This is a genomic window from Enterovibrio norvegicus, assembly GCF_002876705.1.
GTDB classification, from domain to species: Bacteria; Pseudomonadota; Gammaproteobacteria; order Enterobacterales; family Vibrionaceae; genus Enterovibrio; species Enterovibrio norvegicus_B.
The window spans coordinates 381603-400991 of sequence record NZ_MDAG01000013.1 but is presented as its reverse complement, the minus strand read 5'-3'; the positions used below and the strand labels follow the sequence as shown (position 1 = coordinate 400991).

Below are 19389 nucleotides of genomic sequence, written 5' to 3'. Positions count from 1 at the left end.
GCGATTTGGGTTCAGGGATAATTCAATCGTATTTGGAAACGCTACAGTCTCGCGATGTAACGCAGGAGCATTCAATAATCATGGAAAAGGTATACAACTTCTCAGCTGGCCCCGCGATGTTGCCACAAGAAGTCTTAGCAAACGTTCAATCTGAGTTAATCAATTGGAATGGCATTGGCTCTTCCGTCATGGAAATCTCCCACCGTAGCAAAGAGTTTTTGGCGGTAGTGGCAGATGCAGAGAAAAACCTCCGTGAATTGCTTTCTATCCCAGAGAACTACCACATTCTGTATTGTCAGGGTGGGGCGCGTGCACAATTTGCTGCTGTGCCAATGAACTTGCTGGGCAGCAATACCATTGCTGATTACATTGATGCTGGCTTCTGGGCAAACAGTGCTGTTAAAGAAGCGAAGAAATATTGCACCCCACACGTAGTGAATGTGCTGACAACGATCGACGGTAAGCGCGGCGTATTGCCTGCGAAAGATTGGAAATTGAGTTCAGATGCCGCGTATGTGCATTTTTGTCCGAACGAAACGATCGATGGTGTTGAAATTCGTGACTTGCCAGAAACGAATAAGCCTATCGTTGCTGACATGTCTTCTACTATTTTGTCCCGTCCAATCGATGTATCAAAATACGGCGTGATTTACGCGGGCGCACAGAAGAACATTGGCCCCGCCGGCATTACCTTGGTGATCGTGCGTGATGATCTGCTGGGCAAAGCGAAAGAGTTCCTACCAAACATTCTGAATTACACCACGCTGGTGGACAAAGAATCGATGTTCAACACGCCACCAACCTTTGGTTGGTATCTTGCTGGCGAAGTCTACAAATGGCTTCTCGCTCAAGGCGGTGTTGAAGCAATGCGAGTGAAGAACGAAGAAAAAGCTGCGCTACTTTACGGCTGCATCGATGCATCGAATTTCTACGTGAATAACATCCATGAAGGTAACCGTTCGTTAATGAACGTGCCTTTCCAGCTTACTAACCCTGAGCTTGATGCCGCTTTCTTAGAAGAAGCAGCAGCGCTAGGTTTAGTCGCATTGAAAGGTCACCGTGAAGTAGGTGGTATGCGCGCTTCTATCTACAACGCGATGTCGTTGGAAGGTGTTCAAGCGCTGGTTGCATTCATGAAAGCGTTTGAAGCAAAACATGCTTAAGCGATAATGGGCAGCCAACCTATTGAAGAGCCGTCGAAAGACGGCTTTTTTGTGCCAGTACGCTTGCCTTACACCCAAAATTACCACCTTTCCACTACAAGATTTTAACGATTGATTAAGCCGTGAACACTTACGCGGCTCGGCTTGCGCAAACGTTTGCTATTTTGTTTTCTGACTATAGAATGACGCGAAATTTCCCTTACATCAGACGTTTATCCTTTCAGGTGTTCTGAGTAACAGCAATCACAGATCAAGATGCCTGCAGGGCCTATTACCCATTCAGCGTAATAGTGAACGTTCCACCTTCAAAGGTAGAGTAGTATGAGTGTTTCCCATTCTTCGAATGCGCCCGTTAGAAATTCTGAACTTGTTTATCGCCTTGATGACAAGCCACCGCTACCACAAACACTTTTCGCCGCCGTTCAGCACTTGCTTGCGATGTTCGTTGCCGTTGTGACGCCGTCTCTTATTATCTGCCAAGCACTAGGATTGCCTGCCTCAGACACCAACACCATTGTTAGCATGTCTCTTTTTGCTTCTGGTCTGGCTTCCTTTATCCAGATTCGGACCATCGGTCCACTAGGCTCAGGTCTGCTTTCTATCCAAGGGACGAGCTTTAATTTCCTTGGGCCAATCATTGGTACGGGCTTAGCCATGAAGGCGGGCGGTGCGAGTGTAGAAACCATGATGGCTGCGATTTTCGGTACCATCATGGTTGCATCCATGGCAGAGGTGATGCTTTCGCGTGTTCTTGAACATGCACAGCGTGTGATCACGCCATTGGTGTCAGGCATTGTGGTTACCTTGATTGGTTTGACGCTTATCCAAGTCGGTTTAACGTCGATGGGTGGCGGCTATGCAGCGATTGAAAACGGCACGTTTGGCAGTTTTGAGAACCTGACCCTTGCGGGCACAGTGCTGGGCGTGATTGTTCTGCTTAACCGCATTGATAACCCATACTTGCGCGTGTCTTCTATCGTGATTGCTATGGCATCAGGCACCTTGGTGGCTTTCTTCTTTGGCATGGTAAACACAACACCGGCAGAAACGGTGGAATGGATTGCGATTCCTCAACCAATGCAATATGGCTTGTCGTTTGATTGGGGCTTACTGATCCCACTCGTTATTGTTTTCTTGGTGACATCGTTAGAAGCGATTGGCGATATTACCGCGACATCGGAAACCTCCGAGCAACCCGTTTCTGGCCCAATCTACATGAAGCGCATTAAAGGCGGTGTACTGGCTGATGGTGTTAACTCCGCGTTGGCAGCCATATTGAACAGCTTCCCGAACTCTACGTTTAGCCAGAATAACGGCATCATCCAATTGACGGGTGTAGCGAGTCGCCACATTGGTTACTTCATTGCAGGTATGTTGGTGCTGTTGGGCCTACTGCCGGGTGTGGCAACCTTGGTTCAGTTGATCCCTGAACCTGTTCTAGGCGGCGCGACCATTGTGATGTTTGGTACCATTGCGGCGTCAGGTATCCGTATTATTTCCCGCTGTGAATTGAACCGTCGTGCGATTCTTATCATGGCATTGTCTTTCTCAATGGGACTAGGGATCGCTCAGAAACCTGAAATTCTTCAATTTATGCCTGAATGGATCCGCAACATTCTTTCATCGGGCATGGCTGCTGGCGGTATCACGGCCATCATTTTGAATCTTGTGCTGCCACAAGAACAAAAAGACGACTAGACCGCAGTACAAACAAATAAACACAAGTAACCTGACGTTCTGATGGCCTCTGACATCGAGCTACTTCAGGTCTCTTGGGTATAGAAGGCGACGCACTCTGTATAGAGTTTGTTGAAGGCGTTAACTTGCTGCTTCAACGCGTCGCCTTTTTTATATGCATACAATGGCGTTGATTTATCTCAATTCTCACCTCTTGTTTCTATACTGAGAAAGTTGGAGGTGCAGTTATGTCAAACCGTTCTGAAGCTGCTCAAGAAAAAGGAGCAGCCATTGTGTCAGATTCTACATCGAGTAAAACGCAAGATTCCCTCGAAAGTCCGGGCGCTATCTCCTCGGACAACGTGCCGTTGAACATCAGTGAAAATCCAGAACCCCATCACCACACATGCCAATATCTCGACCCTGATGGTAAGACCCATGCCTGCTCTGGAGCTGCTGGAGAATCGGGCTTTTGTTTTTGGCATGATGAAAATCAGCCAAAAGACCAAGAAGATATCAAAGAGCAGCTTGAAGCTTATGCGAAACAAGGCGGGCAGCTGCGAGGCATCATTGTTAAACGTGCTGACTTGAAAGACGTGAATTTAGTCCGTCACGGATCAGGCGGTGGCTATGATCTTAGCTATGCCAATTTCTACCGCTCGAACATGACAAATGCACACCTCTTTAATGCAAAGTTTGATAACGGTAGCTTAATGAAGGCAGACCTTCATGATGCGAATATCCACTGTGCCAGTTTCATTAACTGCAACCTTTTGGGTGTAAAACTTACTGATACTAAAATCGACAACATTAAAATTGGCACCTTACTCCAACAAGAATCTGAAGGCAGGGTTGCTGAACGGAAAGGAGATTCAGAGAAAGCCCTCGATCTCTATGAACAATCAGAAGAAATCTATCGTGACTTGCGTAAAGCATCAGAAGCGCAGGGCATCTTTACAATGGCGGGATACTTCTTGCAAAAAGAACTCACCATGCGCCGCTTCCAAATGCCGATGTTTTCTACGCAACGCGCCATGTCAAAAACCGTTGATTTGTTTTGTGGTTATGGTGAAAGTCCAATCCGCGTCATCTTCTTTTCGTTAGCACTGATTTTGTGGTGTGCGATTATTTACTTCTATATGGGCATACAATTCGCGGGTGAAACCGTTGCGTACTCTGCGCAGCAAACGTTCGCAGATAATTTTTGGGCGTTTTCAGATTGCCTTTATTACAGCGTGGTCACTTTTACGACCTTGGGGTATGGGGATTTTATTCCCATAGGCATGTCGAGATTGATCGCTGCTACTGAAGCATTTACGGGCAGCTTTACCATTGCGCTCTTCGTGGTGGTGTTCGTTAAGAAAATGACGCGCTAGCTGCAAATCATTCTGAAAAACAGTAAAACGAAACATCCGAACAGCTGGGGGTAGCCCCTCGGCTGCTTTTTCGTTACTCTCAGGGTACGAAAAATAAAGGATCTCAGAAGTTCAGATGGAGCAATTGACGTTACAACCCATTTCAAAGATTAGCGGCACCGTTAATCTTCCTGGTTCAAAAAGCGTGTCTAACCGTGCACTGCTATTGGCAGCACTTGCCAACGGAACCACCCGCCTAACCAATCTTCTCGATAGCGATGACATTCGCCACATGCTAACAGCATTGGCAAAACTGGGTGTTACCTACCGTTTGTCAGATGACAAAACAGAGTGTGAAGTTGTCGGTTTAGGCGGTGCATTTAATACGTCTGAATCTATGGAGCTGTTCCTTGGCAATGCGGGAACGGCGATGCGCCCCCTTGCTGCAGCGCTGTGTCTGGGTAAAGGCGAATACGTCTTGACGGGCGAGCCTCGGATGAAAGAACGTCCTATTGGTCACCTGGTTGATGCGCTAAAAACCGTTGGGGCAGACGTTACTTACCTAGAAAATGAAAACTACCCACCATTGAAAATTGTCGGTCGTGAGATCGCAGGTGGACGTGTTGAAATTGATGGTTCTATCTCAAGTCAGTTTCTGACGGCCTTTTTGATGACAGCACCTTTGTTTAGTGGTGATACTGATATTCATATCAAAGGTGATTTGGTTTCGAAGCCTTACATTGATATTACATTGCATATCATGGCGCAATTTGGCGTGTCGGTTGACAACGATAACTACCAAGTCTTCAAAGTGAAAGGCAACCAGTCCTATCAAGCGCCTGGTGATTTCTTGGTGGAAGGCGATGCATCATCAGCGTCTTACTTCCTCGCCGCGGCTGCCATTAAAGGTGGCGAAGTCAAAGTGACAGGCATTGGTAAAAAGAGCATTCAAGGTGATGTTCAATTTGCTGATGCACTTGCTGCCATGGGCGCAGAGATTGAATGGGGCGATGACTATGTGATCGCGCGTTGTGGCACTCTGAATGCGGTTGATTTGGATTTTAACCACATTCCTGATGCAGCCATGACCATTGCCACGACAGCGTTGTTTGCCAAAGGCACGACGGCGATTCGCAATGTTTACAACTGGCGAGTGAAGGAAACAGACCGACTTGCGGCCATGGCGACAGAGTTACGCAAAGTGGGCGCGGAAGTGGAAGAGGGTGAAGATTACATCACCATCACACCAACGGATAACCTCAAACACGCAGCGATTGATACCTATGACGATCACCGCATGGCGATGTGTTTCTCTCTGGTTGCATTGAGTGATACCCCAGTGACGATTAACGATCCGAAGTGCACATCAAAAACCTTCCCTGACTACTTCGAGAAGCTTGAAGGGCTGGCGGAAAGATAACGCAACAGGGTGTAATAAAAATGAGAGCAGGCCAGTTTACAGCTGGCCTGTTTTTTTTGTCTTAACTTCCTTATAATACGCCCCCGATTCTTCGGAGTAGGTATTGCCGTACTGCATCTGATGATGCTCTGCTAACCTATTCTGAACGTAAATGATTTGGAGAAAAGAATGTCTACCCAAGCGCCTGTAATTACCGTTGATGGTCCAAGTGGAGCCGGAAAAGGAACTCTTTGTATGCTATTGGCGGAAAAGCTGGGCTGGCATCTGCTGGACTCTGGCGCGATTTATCGCGTGCTGGCGTTGGCGGCTATTCACCACGGTGTAGATCCTGAATCTGAAGATGCGCTAGTGCCTCTGGCTGCGCACCTTGATGTGCAATTCAAAGCAGAAGGAGAGCTTGTAAAAGTGATCCTTGAAGGCGAAGACGTCTCGAGCGAATTGCGCAAAGAAGAAACAGGTATGGCCGCATCAAAAGTGGCGGCATTGCCACGTGTTCGTGAAGCATTGCTGCGTCGTCAGCGTGCATTTGCAGAAGCGCCAGGATTGGTTGCTGATGGTCGCGATATGGGCACAGTGGTTTTTCCGAAAGCAGAAGTGAAAATCTTCCTTGATGCAAGTGCTGAAGAGCGCGCCACTCGCCGCATGAACCAGTTGCAACTAAAGGGGTTAGATGTTAACTTTGACCGCCTTTTGAACGAAATTCAGGAACGTGATGATCGAGATCGCAACCGCGCAGTCGCGCCATTACGTCCCGCGGACGATGCACTATTGCTAGATTCAACCTCTCTCAACATTGAGCAGGTGCTCGAGCAAGCTTTGTCCTATATTGAAAGTAAATTTACCGTTACTTCTTGAAGTAGCGGCAAAGCCGTTGGTCGCAAGGATGATGACCGACATTAATATCAACCCCACGCGGTAGGATACCCGTGGACGTTTAAACTAATTGAAGATCAAATTAATGACTGAATCTTTTGCTTCACTCTTTGAAGAATCGCTAAAAACGATTGAAACTCGCCCAGGTGCCATCGTTAAAGGTACTGTTGTAGCTATCGCGAACGGTTACGTTCTTGTTGATGCTGGCCTGAAATCAGAGTCTTCTATCCCTGCAGAGCAATTCAAAAACGCTGCTGGCGAACTAGAAATCGAAGTTGGCGCTGAAGTTGACGTTGCACTTGACGCTATCGAAGATGGCTTCGGTGAAACTCAACTGTCTCGTGAAAAAGCAAAACGTCACGAAGCTTGGATCCAACTTGAGAAAGCTTACGAAGAAGCTGAAACTGTTATCGGTGTTATCAACGGTAAAGTTAAAGGCGGTTTCACTGTTGAGCTGAACGGCATCCGTGCGTTCCTACCTGGTTCACTGGTTGACGTTCGTCCAGTACGTGACACTGCTCACCTGGAAGGCAAAGAGCTGGAGTTCAAAGTTATCAAGCTAGACCAGAAGCGCAACAACGTTGTTGTTTCTCGTCGTGCTGTTATCGAATCTGAAAACAGCGTTGAGCGTGATGAACTGCTTGCTTCTCTGCAAGAAGGTATGGAAGTTAAAGGTATCGTTAAGAACCTAACTGACTACGGCGCATTCGTAGATCTAGGCGGTGTTGACGGCCTGCTTCACATCACTGACATGGCTTGGAAACGCGTTAAGCACCCATCAGAAATCGTTAACGTTGGTGACGAAATTCTGGTTAAAGTTCTTAAGTTCGACCGTGACCGTACTCGCGTATCACTAGGTCTTAAGCAACTTGGCGAAGATCCATGGGTAGCAATCGCTAACCGTTACCCAGAAGGCCACAAGCTGACTGGTCGTGTAACTAACCTAACTGATTACGGCTGCTTCGTAGAAATCGAAGAAGGCGTTGAAGGTCTAGTACACGTTTCTGAAATGGACTGGACTAACAAAAACATTCACCCATCTAAAGTTGTTAACGTGGGTGACGAAGTTGAAGTTATGGTTCTGGACATCGACGAAGAGCGTCGTCGCATCAGCCTAGGTCTGAAGCAATGTAAAGCGAACCCTTGGAACTCGTTTGCAGACATGCAAAACAAGGGCGACCGTGTAACTGGTAAGATCAAGTCTATCACTGACTTCGGTATCTTCATCGGTCTAGACGGTGGCATCGACGGTCTTGTTCACCTGTCTGACATTTCTTGGAATGTTGCAGGCGAAGAAGCAGTTCGTGACTTCAAGAAAGGCGACGAAATCTCTGCAGTAGTTCTTCAGGTTGATGCTGAGCGTGAGCGTATCTCACTTGGTATCAAGCAAATGGAAGAAGACCCGTTCAACAACTATGTTGCTGACAACAAAAAAGGCACCATCGTAACGGGTAAAGTGACTGCTGTTGACGCTAAAGGCGCAACTGTTGAGCTAATCGAAGGCGTTGAAGGTTACCTACGTGCTTCTGAAGCATCACGTGACCGCGTTGAAGATGCAACTCTTGTTCTAGCTGTTGGCGACGAAGTTGAAGCGAAGTTCACCGGTGTTGACCGTAAGAACCGCGTAATCAACCTTTCTGTACGCGCGAAAGACGAAGCAGACGAGCAAGAAGCTATGGCTACTCTGAACAAAGCAGACGATGCTTCGTTCGGTAATGCAATGGCAGATGCTTTCAAAGCTGCGAAAAGCGAATAATTTAGTGCAATGAGGGGGAAATATTCCCCCTCTATGTTTATACTGTTGAGAAACTTACTAAAAGCGGGGTATTCATGACCAAGTCTGAGTTAATCGAAAGACTGTGCAGTCAGCAAACCCATCTTTCTGCCAAACAGGTAGAAGATGCCATCAAGGAAATCCTTGAGCACATGGCCACTACGCTCGAAGAGGGGGACCGAATCGAGATCCGTGGTTTCGGCAGTTTCTCATTGCACTATCGCGCTCCTCGCGTTGGACGCAATCCAAAAACTGGCGATAAAGTTGAGTTGGACGGTAAATACGTTCCTCACTTCAAACCTGGCAAGGAGCTTCGTGATCGCGTCAACCTTGGTTGATTCGCTTTCGAACAAAAAAACGGCATGCTATACGTATGCCGTTTTTTTTATGTCTAATGCAATGGTCTGACAAGCCAAATTACTGCATAATCACACATAAATAGCTCGGCGAATGATATTGGCTTATTCTCGGTATTCGCTGATGGCTGAATTTTAAGAGGGAGTGACTGTGAAGATTATTGGTATCGTAATACTCGTTCTGTGTTTCCTAATCACACTCGCCTTAGGCGCGCAAAACCAAGAAGTGGTTAACTTCAATTATTTGGTCGCGCAGGGAGAGTTCAGATTATCATTGCTCCTGGGTGTAGTGTTCGGCACTGGATTTGCACTCGGTTGGCTGATTTGCGGCATGCTCTACCTTCGAGCTCGTATGTCTACAGCGGTATTGAGAAAACAAGTTAACAAGCAACGCCAAGAGCTGGACAAACTGCGTACGGACCCAGTTAAGGAATAATCGTAAATGCTTGAGCTGTTGTTTCTATTGCTGCCAATTGCCGCCGGTTACGGTTGGTATATGGGTAATAGGAATGCTCGTCATCGTCGTCAGGATCAGTCTCACCACCTATCACGTCAATATGTAGCGGGTTTAAACCTTCTCTTATCTGATCAGTCTGATAAGGCGGTTGACCTCTTCATTGAGCTGCTCCAAGTCGATAACGAGACGATTGATACCCATTTAGCGCTCGGGAACTTATTTCGTTCTCGCGGGGAAGTCGATCGTGCGATTCGCATCCACCAAAACCTTATAGCTCGACCCAATCTAACGCTCGACCAACGCAACCTTGCTTTACAGCAACTCGCGAAAGATTACATGGTCGCTGGTTTCTTTGACCGCGCAGAAAAAATCTTCCATCAACTCATTGATGAACCCGATTATCGTGAGTTTGCATTGCAACAATTGCTCGCCATTTATCAGCAAACCCGAGAGTGGGAAAAAGCCATCGACATTGCCAGTCGTTTGGTGAAAGGCGGCAAGAGCAAGCTCAAGCGAGACATCTCGCACTTCTATTGTGAACTTGCCATGCAATCGAAGGCAGACAGCGACGAAAAGGCCGTAAGGCAATTGCTGCGAAGAGCATTATCGATTGATAAAACCTGTGTACGTGCGTCTTTGATGCTGGCTAGCATCGACATTGATAACGACGATTACAAAAGTGCGGCGAAATCCCTGGAGTCTGTCCTCGACCAAGACCCTGATTTTGTCAGCGAAGCACTTCCTATGCTTGAAGACTGCTATCAAGAAATGGACAAAGAAATGGCCTTGGTCCGTTTCCTCAAGCATTGCATCGAAAAGAACACCGGTGTGTCTGCTGAATTAATGATGTCTGATATCATTAACTCCCACGAAAGTGCCGCCATGGCGCAAACCTTCCTGACTCGACAACTCACGCGAAACCCAACAATGAAAGGCTTCCACAAATTGATGGAGCTTCATGTCGAGCAAGCCGAAGAAGGGCGCGCAAAAGCCAGCTTGAACACGCTAAAACACCTTGTAGAAGAACAATTAAAAATCAAACCGCATTACCGTTGTCGTAAATGTGGCTTTTCAACACACTCGTTATACTGGCACTGCCCTTCGTGCAAAGGGTGGGGCTCAATTAAGCCTATCAGAGGGCTAGACGGAGAATAAGCAAGAATGCAGGACCCTAAAGTAATAGTTGCATTGGATTACCCAAACATTGATCAAGCGTTAGCCTTTGTTGATCGCATCGAGCCGGGTAGTTGTCATCTGAAAGTGGGTAAAGAGATGTTTACCCTATATGGTCCTGACTATGTGCGTCAGTTACACGCGCGTGGCCATACTGTGTTTCTTGACCTTAAGTTTCATGATATTCCAAACACCTGTGCACGTGCTGTTGCGGCAGCGGCAGAACTTGGCGTATGGATGGTGAACGTTCACGCAACGGGCGGCGAACGCATGATGGTTGCGGCGCGTGAAGCGCTGGAACCTTATGGTAAAGACAAACCTCTACTGATCGGTGTTACCGTGCTGACCAGCATGGAACAAAGTGACCTTGAAGGCGTGGGTATTGCCCGTGCACCACAAGATCATGTGATGTCTTTGGCAACCCTTACCCGTAACAGCGGACTGGATGGCGTTGTATGCTCAGCTCACGAGTCGAGCATGTTAAAAACGTCACTAGGGAGTGATTTCAAACTTGTTACTCCAGGTATTCGCCCTGCAGGCAGTGACGCTGGTGACCAACGCCGTATCATGACTCCGGTTGAAGCCGTGGCAGCGGGTTCAGATTACCTTGTGATTGGTCGTCCAATTACACAAGCGGCCGACCCTATGGCTGTTCTGACTGAAATTAACGCCTCACTGGCGTAAGCAAACCCCATACGTTTATCTTAAGGCCGCTCAATGAGCGGCTTTTTTGTTTCTGAAATTCAAAGGCATTCATCGTTTGAACACGCAGTGCCATTGTGTGGATGCTAGAAGAGCCAAACTACATCTTTGATGTGAATTCTCTCGCAACATATTGAATGCTCGGTGGGTGTTAATGGTTGGTGCTCGTTTGTATTCAGGATGTGAATTACTATTAATCCCTATTTTACAAGGAGGTAGTGATGAAGTTATTCGTTGCGTTGGTTACCCTGTTTCTCCTGATTGGGTGTCAAAGTACGTCGAGCAGCAAGCTGGACGCAGATCCTGAATGGGTGAGAGGGGAACTAGAAAACGGTCTGACTTACCATATTTACGCGTCAGACAAACACACACCCGTCTCTCTCCGATTTGTATTTGAAGCGGGCAGCCTGCAAGAAACAGAGACGCAGCTGGGGTATGCGCACTTTGTTGAGCACATGGCGTTCAACGGATCTGAGCACTTTGAACAGAATGGTATTCTCGATTACATGCGGAGTATTGGTGCAACCTTTGGCCCTGATGTGAATGCCTACACCAGCGAGAAAAACACGGTGTATGTTCTCGACCTTCCCAATAATGCTCACCTCGACAAAGCCTTTAATTGGTTCAACGACATTGCAAATGGATTGAACCTTGACGCGAATGAAGTTGAGAAAGAAAAAGGGGTCATTCTTGGTGAATGGCGTGACTCCCGAAGTGAGAACAAATCTGCTTACACCTATATGTACGAGAAGGCAGTTGAGCAATCTCAACTTGCAGCGCGTGATCCTCTCGGCACCATTCCAAGCATAGAAAGCGCGACGGACGCTTCTCTTCGTCAATTTTACCAAACTTGGTATCAGCCGCAGCTAGCGCACCTTGTTGTCGTGGGTGATGTTGCCGTTGAAGAGATTGAAGCGCACATTCAACGTGAATTTGGGGCATGGCAGCGAGGGGACACTCTTGCGCCAGAAACCTACGTCATCCCAGCCCCGCTTCCTGAAACCGTGTTGTACCCAGCATTGTCTACTGAAGGGGCTTCCGTCAGTTTTACCTATGATTTAGGACCGACGGCGACGGAAAACAAAGGGCAGCTCTTTACTCAATGGACCAACGAAGGCACGGCGTATTTGATTCGTGAGCGTTTATCGGATGAACTGTTGAGCATTACGGGTAAGCCGAACAGTGTCGAGGTGGGAATTACGAGCGCGGGAGAGCGTGATTTCCTCGTGGTCCGTGGGTTATTTCCTGCTGAACGTCGTGCAGAAGCGCAAACCGAGATTGCTAAGATACTCGCCAGCATGCGTGATCGTGGCGTAGACGAAAAAGCGGTCGGTAACCTTCGCTGGTATGACGATTCGCGAAAATACTATCAACAGTATGACGATAACTTGTTGCCTAAAGATCGTATTAGCAACTTCACGTGGGCGTTAATGCGTGGAGAGCCTTCCATTGGTAAGGAAGATCTCTTGTCATTACGTCTCGCATGGTCAAGAACACTTAATCGTGACGGTGTGAGCGATCACCTTGAAACCATGCTGTCGAGTGAGCCCGTGGTGTTTGGTTTTTGGTTAGACGATGAGCAAGAAGCACAGGTTGAACACCTGCTTGTCGACGCGCATACACGTCTCATGGAGCAAGGAAAGAAGCGAGGTTCTCGTGGCGGTAATACCTTGTTGGCCGGGGTAACACATAAAGGGACGGTGGTTTCTGAGCAGAAGAAAACCGAGACGCTCAATGTGTGGACATTAAGCAATGGCGTCGAGGTGTGGTATCAACAAAACCCGAAAGCTAAAGAACAAGTGCGTATTGTTGTCGGTGATAAGGGCGGTCGTGCTCTGCTTCCTGAACCGTTGGTGGCAGCAAGTTTCTTGATGCCGGATGCACTCTTCTTGTCTGGTTTTGCAGGACAGGATGCGCAAGGTATCTCGCGTTATCTCAATGAGCGCAGTACCGCGATTTGGCCTGAGATTACGCCAACACGACACGCCATGCACATTGATACCAACCGCTACTACATGGACGATGCATTAGCGCTTGTTCATCACCTCATTCAAAGCCCTGCGTTTACGGAGGAAGGGTTGGCGCTGTCCAAGCAGAAGGTGAGTGAAGACTTCAAGAACTTCCATGCATCCATCAATGGAAAGTATGACGATGCCGTCTTCAGTAAACTGAGAGACGACAACCCTGCGTACCGTTTATCGACGGTAGAAGACATTGATGCTACGTCGCTTGCGGATATATCCGCCGTGCACGATGTGTATTTCAGCAAGGCGAGAAACACCAAGGTATACATCGTAGGTAACCTGTCCCCGAACCGCTTAAAACGTGTCGTGGCGAAAAATCTAGGGGGAATCGTGTTTGCGGAGCCTTCTGTATCAGAAAAGAACATTCAACCGGATACTTGGTCGCCAGTGTTGTCTGATGTGCTTGGCGTTTCTGAGGAAGAAAAGGGCAAGGGGCTGTCTGCACTGTATGTGTTGTCTGAGGTGGAAAACGATCAAAGTGCTGAGGTTGTGTTCATTGATGACATCCTTAGCCGTATTGCCACCCGAAAAGTACTGAACAGCGTGCGCGAGCAAGCCTCTTTGTCGTATTCGCCAGGGTCGTTTGAGTTATCGATTGATAATGAAAAGTACACGGGGTGGGCGTTTGCTGCATCGGTGAACCCGCGTGAAGCCAAACAAGCGAACGACCTCTTTGAAGGTGTTGTTCAAGACATGGCTCAGGGCGTAAGCGACGATGAAGCAAATGTGGCATCGACACAGTTAAGAGAAGCGCTTCAAGGCTTAGATGAAAATGCCCATCACCAAGCGAATACCTTTAGTCGTTATCTCTTCAATGGATGGGGCGTGGATGCACTGCTTGATGTGAATAAGACCATTGACGGTATTTCACCGGAAGAGATCTCAGATCGTGCGAAGCTCATCTTTGGCAAACAGAGTAAGGTCGTAAGGGCCTACAACATGCCGGAAGGTGTGGCGTTGCCAGAGTAAGGCATCGAGCACTTAAAGTATTGGCCTGTTAGCTAGGCTGTTAAAGCGAAAAACGCCCCGCAATTTGCGGGGCGTTTTACCTTGAAGCTTTCATATTTAAGCTTAACAGCTAACAGCTAACAGCTTAAACCGCGTTGTAGCGAGAACGTCTATCCAGTGATGGCGCCGTGAAATGGCTTTCAATCAAGCGTTGCGTCAGTGCGTGTTTAGGGGCGGAGAACACCTCTTCCGTTGCACCGACTTCAACCACTTCGCCGTTTTGCATCACCATGACCTTATCAGCCATGTGCTTTACCACACCCATGTGTTGAGACACATACACGTAAGACAGGCCCATCAACTCTTGAAGCTCAATCAGAAGGTTGAGTATTTGCGAACGCATGGACATGTCCAAGCCGTTCAAAGCTTCATCGGCAACCAATACGCAGGGTTGAAGAATAATCGCTCGTGCGAGTGATACACGCTGTTTCTGGCCCGTCGCAAGCATCTGCGGATAGAAATACGCATGCTCGGGCAGCAAACCCACTTGGCGAAGCGTGTCTGATACGCGTCGCTCTCGCTCTTGCGGTGTCATGTTCGTGTTTCGTTTTAACGGGCTTTCTAAGATCTGGCCGATCTGATTACGTGGGTTGAGTGAGGTGTTTGGATCTTGAAAAATCATGCGGATCAACTTACAACGCGTTTTGTAGTCGTTGGGTTGCATGATTTCGCCATTCACACGGATTTCACCACCCGAGGGATCAACAACGCCCGCGAGCATTTTTGCCAGCGTCGATTTTCCCGAGCCATTTTCGCCAATGATTGCCAATGTCTGACCCGCATCCAACGAGAAAGACACGGGTTTTACCGCCTCAATCACGCGTTTGGTAAACAAGCCTGTGCGGTACTGATAGTTCTTACACAAGCCATCAACTTCAAGCAGTGCGGTCATGCTTTTTGACTTCCATATTGAGAGGGAAATGGCAGGCAAATTTGTGGTTCTTCACTTTTCGCGTGCGTGGTACTTCAACACATTTACGTTGCGCATACGGGCAACGCGGGCCTAAACGGCAACCAATCGGTAAGTGTTGAAGCGGTGGAATTGCACCGGGTAGCGCTTCCAGTTTGCTCTTGTGAGGGATGTCTTTACTGAAATCAGGCATTGCGCGTAACAAAGCATCGGTATACGGGTGGTGTGGCGATTGAAGAATCTGTTTTCGGCTAGCTGATTCCACCGATTGCCCACAATACATGACGGTAATACGGTCAGCCCATTGGGTGACAGTGGTTAAGTCATGGCTGATCAGCAAAATCGTGGTGTTTGAAAGCTGATTGGTTCGACTCAACAAACGGAAAATCTGGGCCTGCGTAATGGGGTCCAAATCGTTGGTGGGTTCATCGGCAATCAAAAGGCGAGGGCGGTTAGCAATCGCCATGGCAATCATGACCTTTTGACACTCTCCGTCGGTTAGCTCATACGGATAGCTGTTCATGATGCGCTTGTGGTCTTTGATACCCACTTTGTGGAGCAAGGCAATGGATTGCTGCTTACGCCAATTCAAACGCTGCCACCAACTGCCACTGAATGAGCTCGGTGGAATGGCTTCTTCAAGCTGATAGCCCACGGCCTCCGAAGGGTCGAGACAGGTCGATGGTTCTTGGAAGATCATCGCAATGTCTTTACCAACCACATGTCGGCGATCGCGCGCAGGCAGAGAGAGCAAATCGATGTTACCCAGACGCAAACGGTCAGCACTGATGCGCCAATTATCTTTGGTCACGCCACAAATGGCTTTTGCCACCAAACTCTTTCCGGAACCGGATTCACCCACAAGACCACGAATTTCACCATCGTTGATCGTCAAACTCATACGATCGACGGCTTTAACTGGCCCTTGAGGCGTGTCGATTTCAATGGTCAGGTGTCGAATATCTAACAACGGCATTATTCAGTCCCCGAGTTAATCGCTTGAGTCAGCCCATCGCCGACGAGGTTAACGACCAAGACACTCATCATGATAGCCAAGCCCGGTAAGGTCACGGTCCACGGTGCGGTGAAGACGAGTTCAATGGAATCGCCCAACATGGTGCCCCATTCTGGTGACGGTGCTTGCGCGCCCAACCCCAAAAAGCCGAGAGCAGCGATATCCAAAATAGCCACTGAAATCGCACGTGTCAGCTCAGTGCTGAGCGTGACGAAGATGTTCGGCAGCACCGAGTGATATAGCAAATAGAAACTGTTAGCCCCATCGAGACGGGACGACAAGATGTATTCTTTTTCCATTTCCGCGTGAACAGCGGTATACACCGAGCGGATAAAACGTGGGATCAACGCCAACCAAACCGCCAACAGAATGCTAGTTTCACCGGGGCCGTAAAACGCCACCATGATAATGGCGAGTAGCAAAGACGGGATGGACAGCACAGTATCAAGTAAGTGGTTTAGGAGGCTGGATTTCAAACCCGATGTCATCCCCGCCAAAATACCAATAAAGACCCCGATGATACCTGCGGCTAAGGCAACAGAGATGGCGTAGCCAAAGGTTAATCGCGAACCGGCAATCAAGCGAGACAACATGTCTCGGGTCAGGTCATCAGTCCCAAGGAAGTAATCGACCGAACCCAAATTATCCCAAGACGGTGGCAGCAAAAGCTGAGCCGTTTGGTACTGAGGGCCGTAAGGCGAAATCCATGGGGCGAAAATCGTAATAAGGATAAGCAAACATAAACACCACAAACCAAATACGGCGAGGGTATTTTCACGAAACGCATACCAACAGCGTTCAAACTGATTGGGAATGTGCTGCTCTAGGTAAACACTATTTGAGGGCATACCATTCCTTCCTTGCCAGTGGGCTGATCGCAGCGCCGGCTAAATCGGAGAAAATATTGGCAAGCAATACGATGCTACCTACGGTGAGTACGCCAGCTTGAACTGCGACGTAATCTTGGAAACTCAATGCATCAAGCAGCCAAGTGCCAATGCCTGGCCAGTTAAAGATGGATTCCGTGATAATGGCGAATGTCATCATGGTGGAAATCTGAATACCAAATTTAGGGATGATGGGGGGCAGGGCATTTTTCAACACATGGCGCATCACGATTTCTGATTTAGACAAGCCTTTCGTTGCCGCCGCCTTGATGTAGTTTTGCCCCATCACGTCAGACACTGAATCACGCAACAAGGTGATGATTTCCGTGGTAGGCGCAACCGCAAGTACCAAGGTTGGCATAATCAAGTGACGAATAATGTCTTCGAGTGCCTGCGAGCGTTGAGGGTGGTTCGACATCAACACATCCACCAAGGCAAACCCGGTGACTTGAGGGATTTCGAAGAGCAGGTTGTAACGACCGGACACCGGCAGCCAACCCAAGTAAAGCGAAAACACCATGATCATCAAAATCGCCATCCAGAAAATAGGGATGGAGAACGTCAATAAGGTGATTGATGAAATGGCGATGTCAGCGGGTGAACCACGGCGAATGCCTGCAAGTGTTCCTAAAGGAATGCCAATGATCAGCGCTAACAGGAACGCAAAAAAGCACAACTCCAATGTCGCTGGGAATACCCGCGCCAGTGACTCAGTGATCGGTGTGCCATTCGCTGCAACCCCCAAATCACCTTGTAAAAGTTGTTTCAAATAATGCATCCAGCCGACCCAGAATTCTTGCTGGTTAAAAATGGAAGAAGGGTCGAGTCGTAAAATGTTGTAGCCAATCAAGGTGAGGATCAGCAACGTGATGATGAATAGATTGAGCCGACGCAAAGCATAGATCAACATAGATCAGCGGCTCCTAGACACGTTTGCAAAAGATTTATCTCCGAAAGGACTAAGCGTAATACCCTGCAGTGTGGCGTTTCTCGCTTGATAATGAACACCGTGGGCAAGAGGGATAATTGGCATACGTTCGCGCAAAATCCCTTGCGCTTGCAGATAAAGATCGCGACGGTCGGCGCGCACATCAGTTGCAATGGCAGCGTCGAGGAAACGGTCAAAATAGCGGTTACACCAGTTCGATAAATTCCATCCGGTAAATTTAGCGTTGCATGTAAGTAGTGGACGTAGAAAGTTATCAGGGTCGCCATTATCGGCAATCCAGCCCGTTAGCACCATATCTAAACTGTCTAAATCTTCCCTTAATTGCTTGCGGTTGACGTCTTCTTGAGCAATCAGCTTCACCGTGATGCCAATGGCCTTCAAATTCGATTGAATCAACTCAGCGGTTTTGCGCGGACTCGGGTTGTAAGGTTTTGGGGTGAGCGGCACAAGAAGGTTCACACTAAAGCCATGGCGATACCCTGCTTTTGCCATTAAACCAATGGCGAGTTGAGGGTCGAAATAGGTTTGTGTCTTCTCGTTATACGCCCAAGACATGGGTGGCAGCATGCCCGTTGCTGGCGTGCCTGTGCCGTAATATACAGATTGGATCAGCGCTTCACGATTGATTGCCAAGCTAATGGCTTGTCTGACTTCAAGCTCAGACAGCGCAGGGTGTCGCGTATTGAGCGACAGAAACGCCACGTTCATGCCGGTTTGTGAAGAGAGAATAAAATCAGGATCTTTTTCGATAACAGAAAGCTGGCTGGCGATGGGGGATGACAGTACATCACACTCACGTGTGACCAATTTTGCCAATGTACCCGTTCCGCGAATACTTACGTCATACACCACCTGTTCCATGGGGGCTGCGCCGTTCCAGTAACCCCAATGGCGTTTCAAGCGAATGATTTGCTGAGGCTTGTATTCATCAAGGTAGAAGGCACCAGAACCAACAGGGTGTGTGTCGATGCGCGAAAGAGTATCTTCGCGGCGCAATTTTTCAGCGTATTCCGCAGAATGCACAACAGCGTAAGTGGTGGCTAGCGTAGAAAGGAACGACACATCAGGGCGAGAGAGGGTGAACTTAACAGTGTAATCATCGAGGGCTTCAACCCGTTCGACTAGGCCGGAAAAATCCATACTGTCGAACCACGGGTATTCACCGCCTGACACCTCGTGGAACGGGTGATCCGAGTCAATCAAACGATTGAAACTGAACACCACGTCTTCTGCATTCACACCGCGATGGGGAATGAACCAGTCCGTGACTTGGAATTTCGCACTGCGACGTAGCGAGAAGGTGTATTCCTTGCCGTCAGGACTCACCGTCCAGCTTTGCGCAAGCATAGGCACAGGTTGATACGTTTTCGGATCAAGCTGCAGCAGACGGTCAAATATCTGACTTGAAAGTGCATCCGCTGTCAGCCCACCATCGGTCAACTGTGGGTTGAATGTGTTGGGTTGACCCGGACCACAGTAAATAAAGCCGCGGTTGCGAACTGAATTGTCTGAGAACGGATCTTCGCATCCTGCCAAAAGGAGAATGGTTACGCTTGCCAATAGCAAGCGGCTTAGTGCTCTCATAAGCCAATGAATACGTAATAAAGTTAAGTGAGACAATTTACCACTTTAGCGCGCTTGTCACC

General features: G+C 48.3%; 16 protein-coding genes. 11 read left to right on the top strand and 5 right to left on the bottom strand.

Features of this window, described 5'->3' with window-relative positions; genetic code table 11:
- Nucleotides 1-80 precede the first annotated feature (80 nt).
- From serC to BCT27_RS09285, 11 genes are all read left to right on the top strand, one after another.
- Entirely contained in the window at nt 81-1163 is a 1083-nt protein-coding gene (serC, locus tag BCT27_RS09335; RefSeq protein WP_102317713.1) for a 3-phosphoserine/phosphohydroxythreonine transaminase, read from the top strand.
- Nucleotides 1164-1484: 321 nt separating this feature from the next.
- Nucleotides 1485-2861 carry a uracil-xanthine permease family protein gene (locus tag BCT27_RS09330; protein ID WP_017009641.1) on the top strand — a complete coding sequence of 459 codons (1377 nt, stop codon included), beginning with the start codon at nt 1485-1487 and terminating at the stop codon, nt 2859-2861.
- Between the two features lie 227 nt (nt 2862-3088).
- The gene (locus BCT27_RS09325) at nt 3089-4216 is read left to right on the top strand and encodes an ion channel (protein WP_102391178.1); all 1128 of its coding nucleotides are present in this window, start codon (nt 3089-3091) and stop codon (nt 4214-4216) included.
- Between the two features lie 115 nt (nt 4217-4331).
- The gene (gene aroA, locus BCT27_RS09320; RefSeq protein WP_102317711.1) at nt 4332-5615 is read left to right on the top strand and encodes a 3-phosphoshikimate 1-carboxyvinyltransferase; all 1284 of its coding nucleotides are present in this window, start codon (nt 4332-4334) and stop codon (nt 5613-5615) included.
- A gap of 168 nt (nt 5616-5783) precedes the next feature.
- On the top strand, nt 5784-6470 hold the full coding sequence (gene cmk / locus BCT27_RS09315) for a (d)CMP kinase (protein ID WP_026024552.1): 687 nt from the start codon (nt 5784-5786) through the stop codon (nt 6468-6470).
- Between the two features lie 103 nt (nt 6471-6573).
- Complete coding sequence (gene rpsA, locus BCT27_RS09310) at nt 6574-8244, top strand: 30S ribosomal protein S1 (RefSeq protein WP_102317710.1); 1671 nt, start codon at nt 6574-6576, stop codon at nt 8242-8244.
- Between the two features lie 74 nt (nt 8245-8318).
- Nucleotides 8319-8600, top strand: coding sequence for an integration host factor subunit beta (gene ihfB / locus BCT27_RS09305; RefSeq protein ID WP_017009646.1), 282 nt, complete (start codon nt 8319-8321; stop codon nt 8598-8600).
- Nucleotides 8601-8769: 169 nt separating this feature from the next.
- Nucleotides 8770-9054 (top strand): LapA family protein, encoded by a 285-nt coding sequence (locus BCT27_RS09300; RefSeq protein ID WP_017009647.1) that lies wholly within the window; start codon nt 8770-8772, stop codon nt 9052-9054.
- 6 nt (nt 9055-9060) lie between these two features.
- Nucleotides 9061-10230, top strand: coding sequence for a lipopolysaccharide assembly protein LapB (gene lapB, locus BCT27_RS09295; protein WP_102317709.1), 1170 nt, complete (start codon nt 9061-9063; stop codon nt 10228-10230).
- Nucleotides 10231-10236: 6 nt separating this feature from the next.
- Nucleotides 10237-10932, top strand: a complete 696-nt coding sequence (gene pyrF / locus BCT27_RS09290; protein WP_017009649.1) for an orotidine-5'-phosphate decarboxylase — start codon at nt 10237-10239, stop codon at nt 10930-10932.
- Between the two features lie 239 nt (nt 10933-11171).
- Nucleotides 11172-13943, top strand: coding sequence for a M16 family metallopeptidase (locus BCT27_RS09285; RefSeq protein WP_102395632.1), 2772 nt, complete (start codon nt 11172-11174; stop codon nt 13941-13943).
- A gap of 124 nt (nt 13944-14067) precedes the next feature.
- On the opposite strand, the gene BCT27_RS09280 is transcribed toward BCT27_RS09285, so the two are convergent.
- From BCT27_RS09280 to sapA, 5 genes are read right to left on the bottom strand one after another with little or no spacing between them, the layout of a single operon-like run.
- Nucleotides 14068-14874, bottom strand: coding sequence for a peptide ABC transporter ATP-binding protein (locus BCT27_RS09280; RefSeq protein ID WP_017012179.1), 807 nt, complete (start codon nt 14872-14874; stop codon nt 14068-14070).
- Nucleotides 14858-15868 carry a peptide ABC transporter ATP-binding protein gene (locus BCT27_RS09275; RefSeq protein WP_102317707.1) on the bottom strand — a complete coding sequence of 337 codons (1011 nt, stop codon included), beginning with the start codon at nt 15866-15868 and terminating at the stop codon, nt 14858-14860. The genes BCT27_RS09280 and BCT27_RS09275 overlap by 17 nt, the downstream gene beginning before the upstream one ends.
- A complete protein-coding gene (gene sapC, locus BCT27_RS09270; RefSeq protein ID WP_017012181.1) occupies nt 15868-16755 on the bottom strand; it encodes a putrescine export ABC transporter permease SapC in 888 nt (295 codons plus the stop codon). The genes BCT27_RS09275 and sapC overlap by 1 nt, the downstream gene beginning before the upstream one ends.
- Nucleotides 16742-17704, bottom strand: coding sequence for an ABC transporter permease (locus tag BCT27_RS09265; protein WP_017012182.1), 963 nt, complete (start codon nt 17702-17704; stop codon nt 16742-16744). The genes sapC and BCT27_RS09265 overlap by 14 nt, the downstream gene beginning before the upstream one ends.
- A gap of 3 nt (nt 17705-17707) precedes the next feature.
- Nucleotides 17708-19327: an ABC transporter substrate-binding protein SapA gene (gene sapA / locus BCT27_RS09260; RefSeq protein WP_017012183.1), complete on the bottom strand. Its 1620-nt coding sequence runs from the start codon at nt 19325-19327 to the stop codon at nt 17708-17710.
- Nucleotides 19328-19389: the final 62 nt, after the last annotated feature.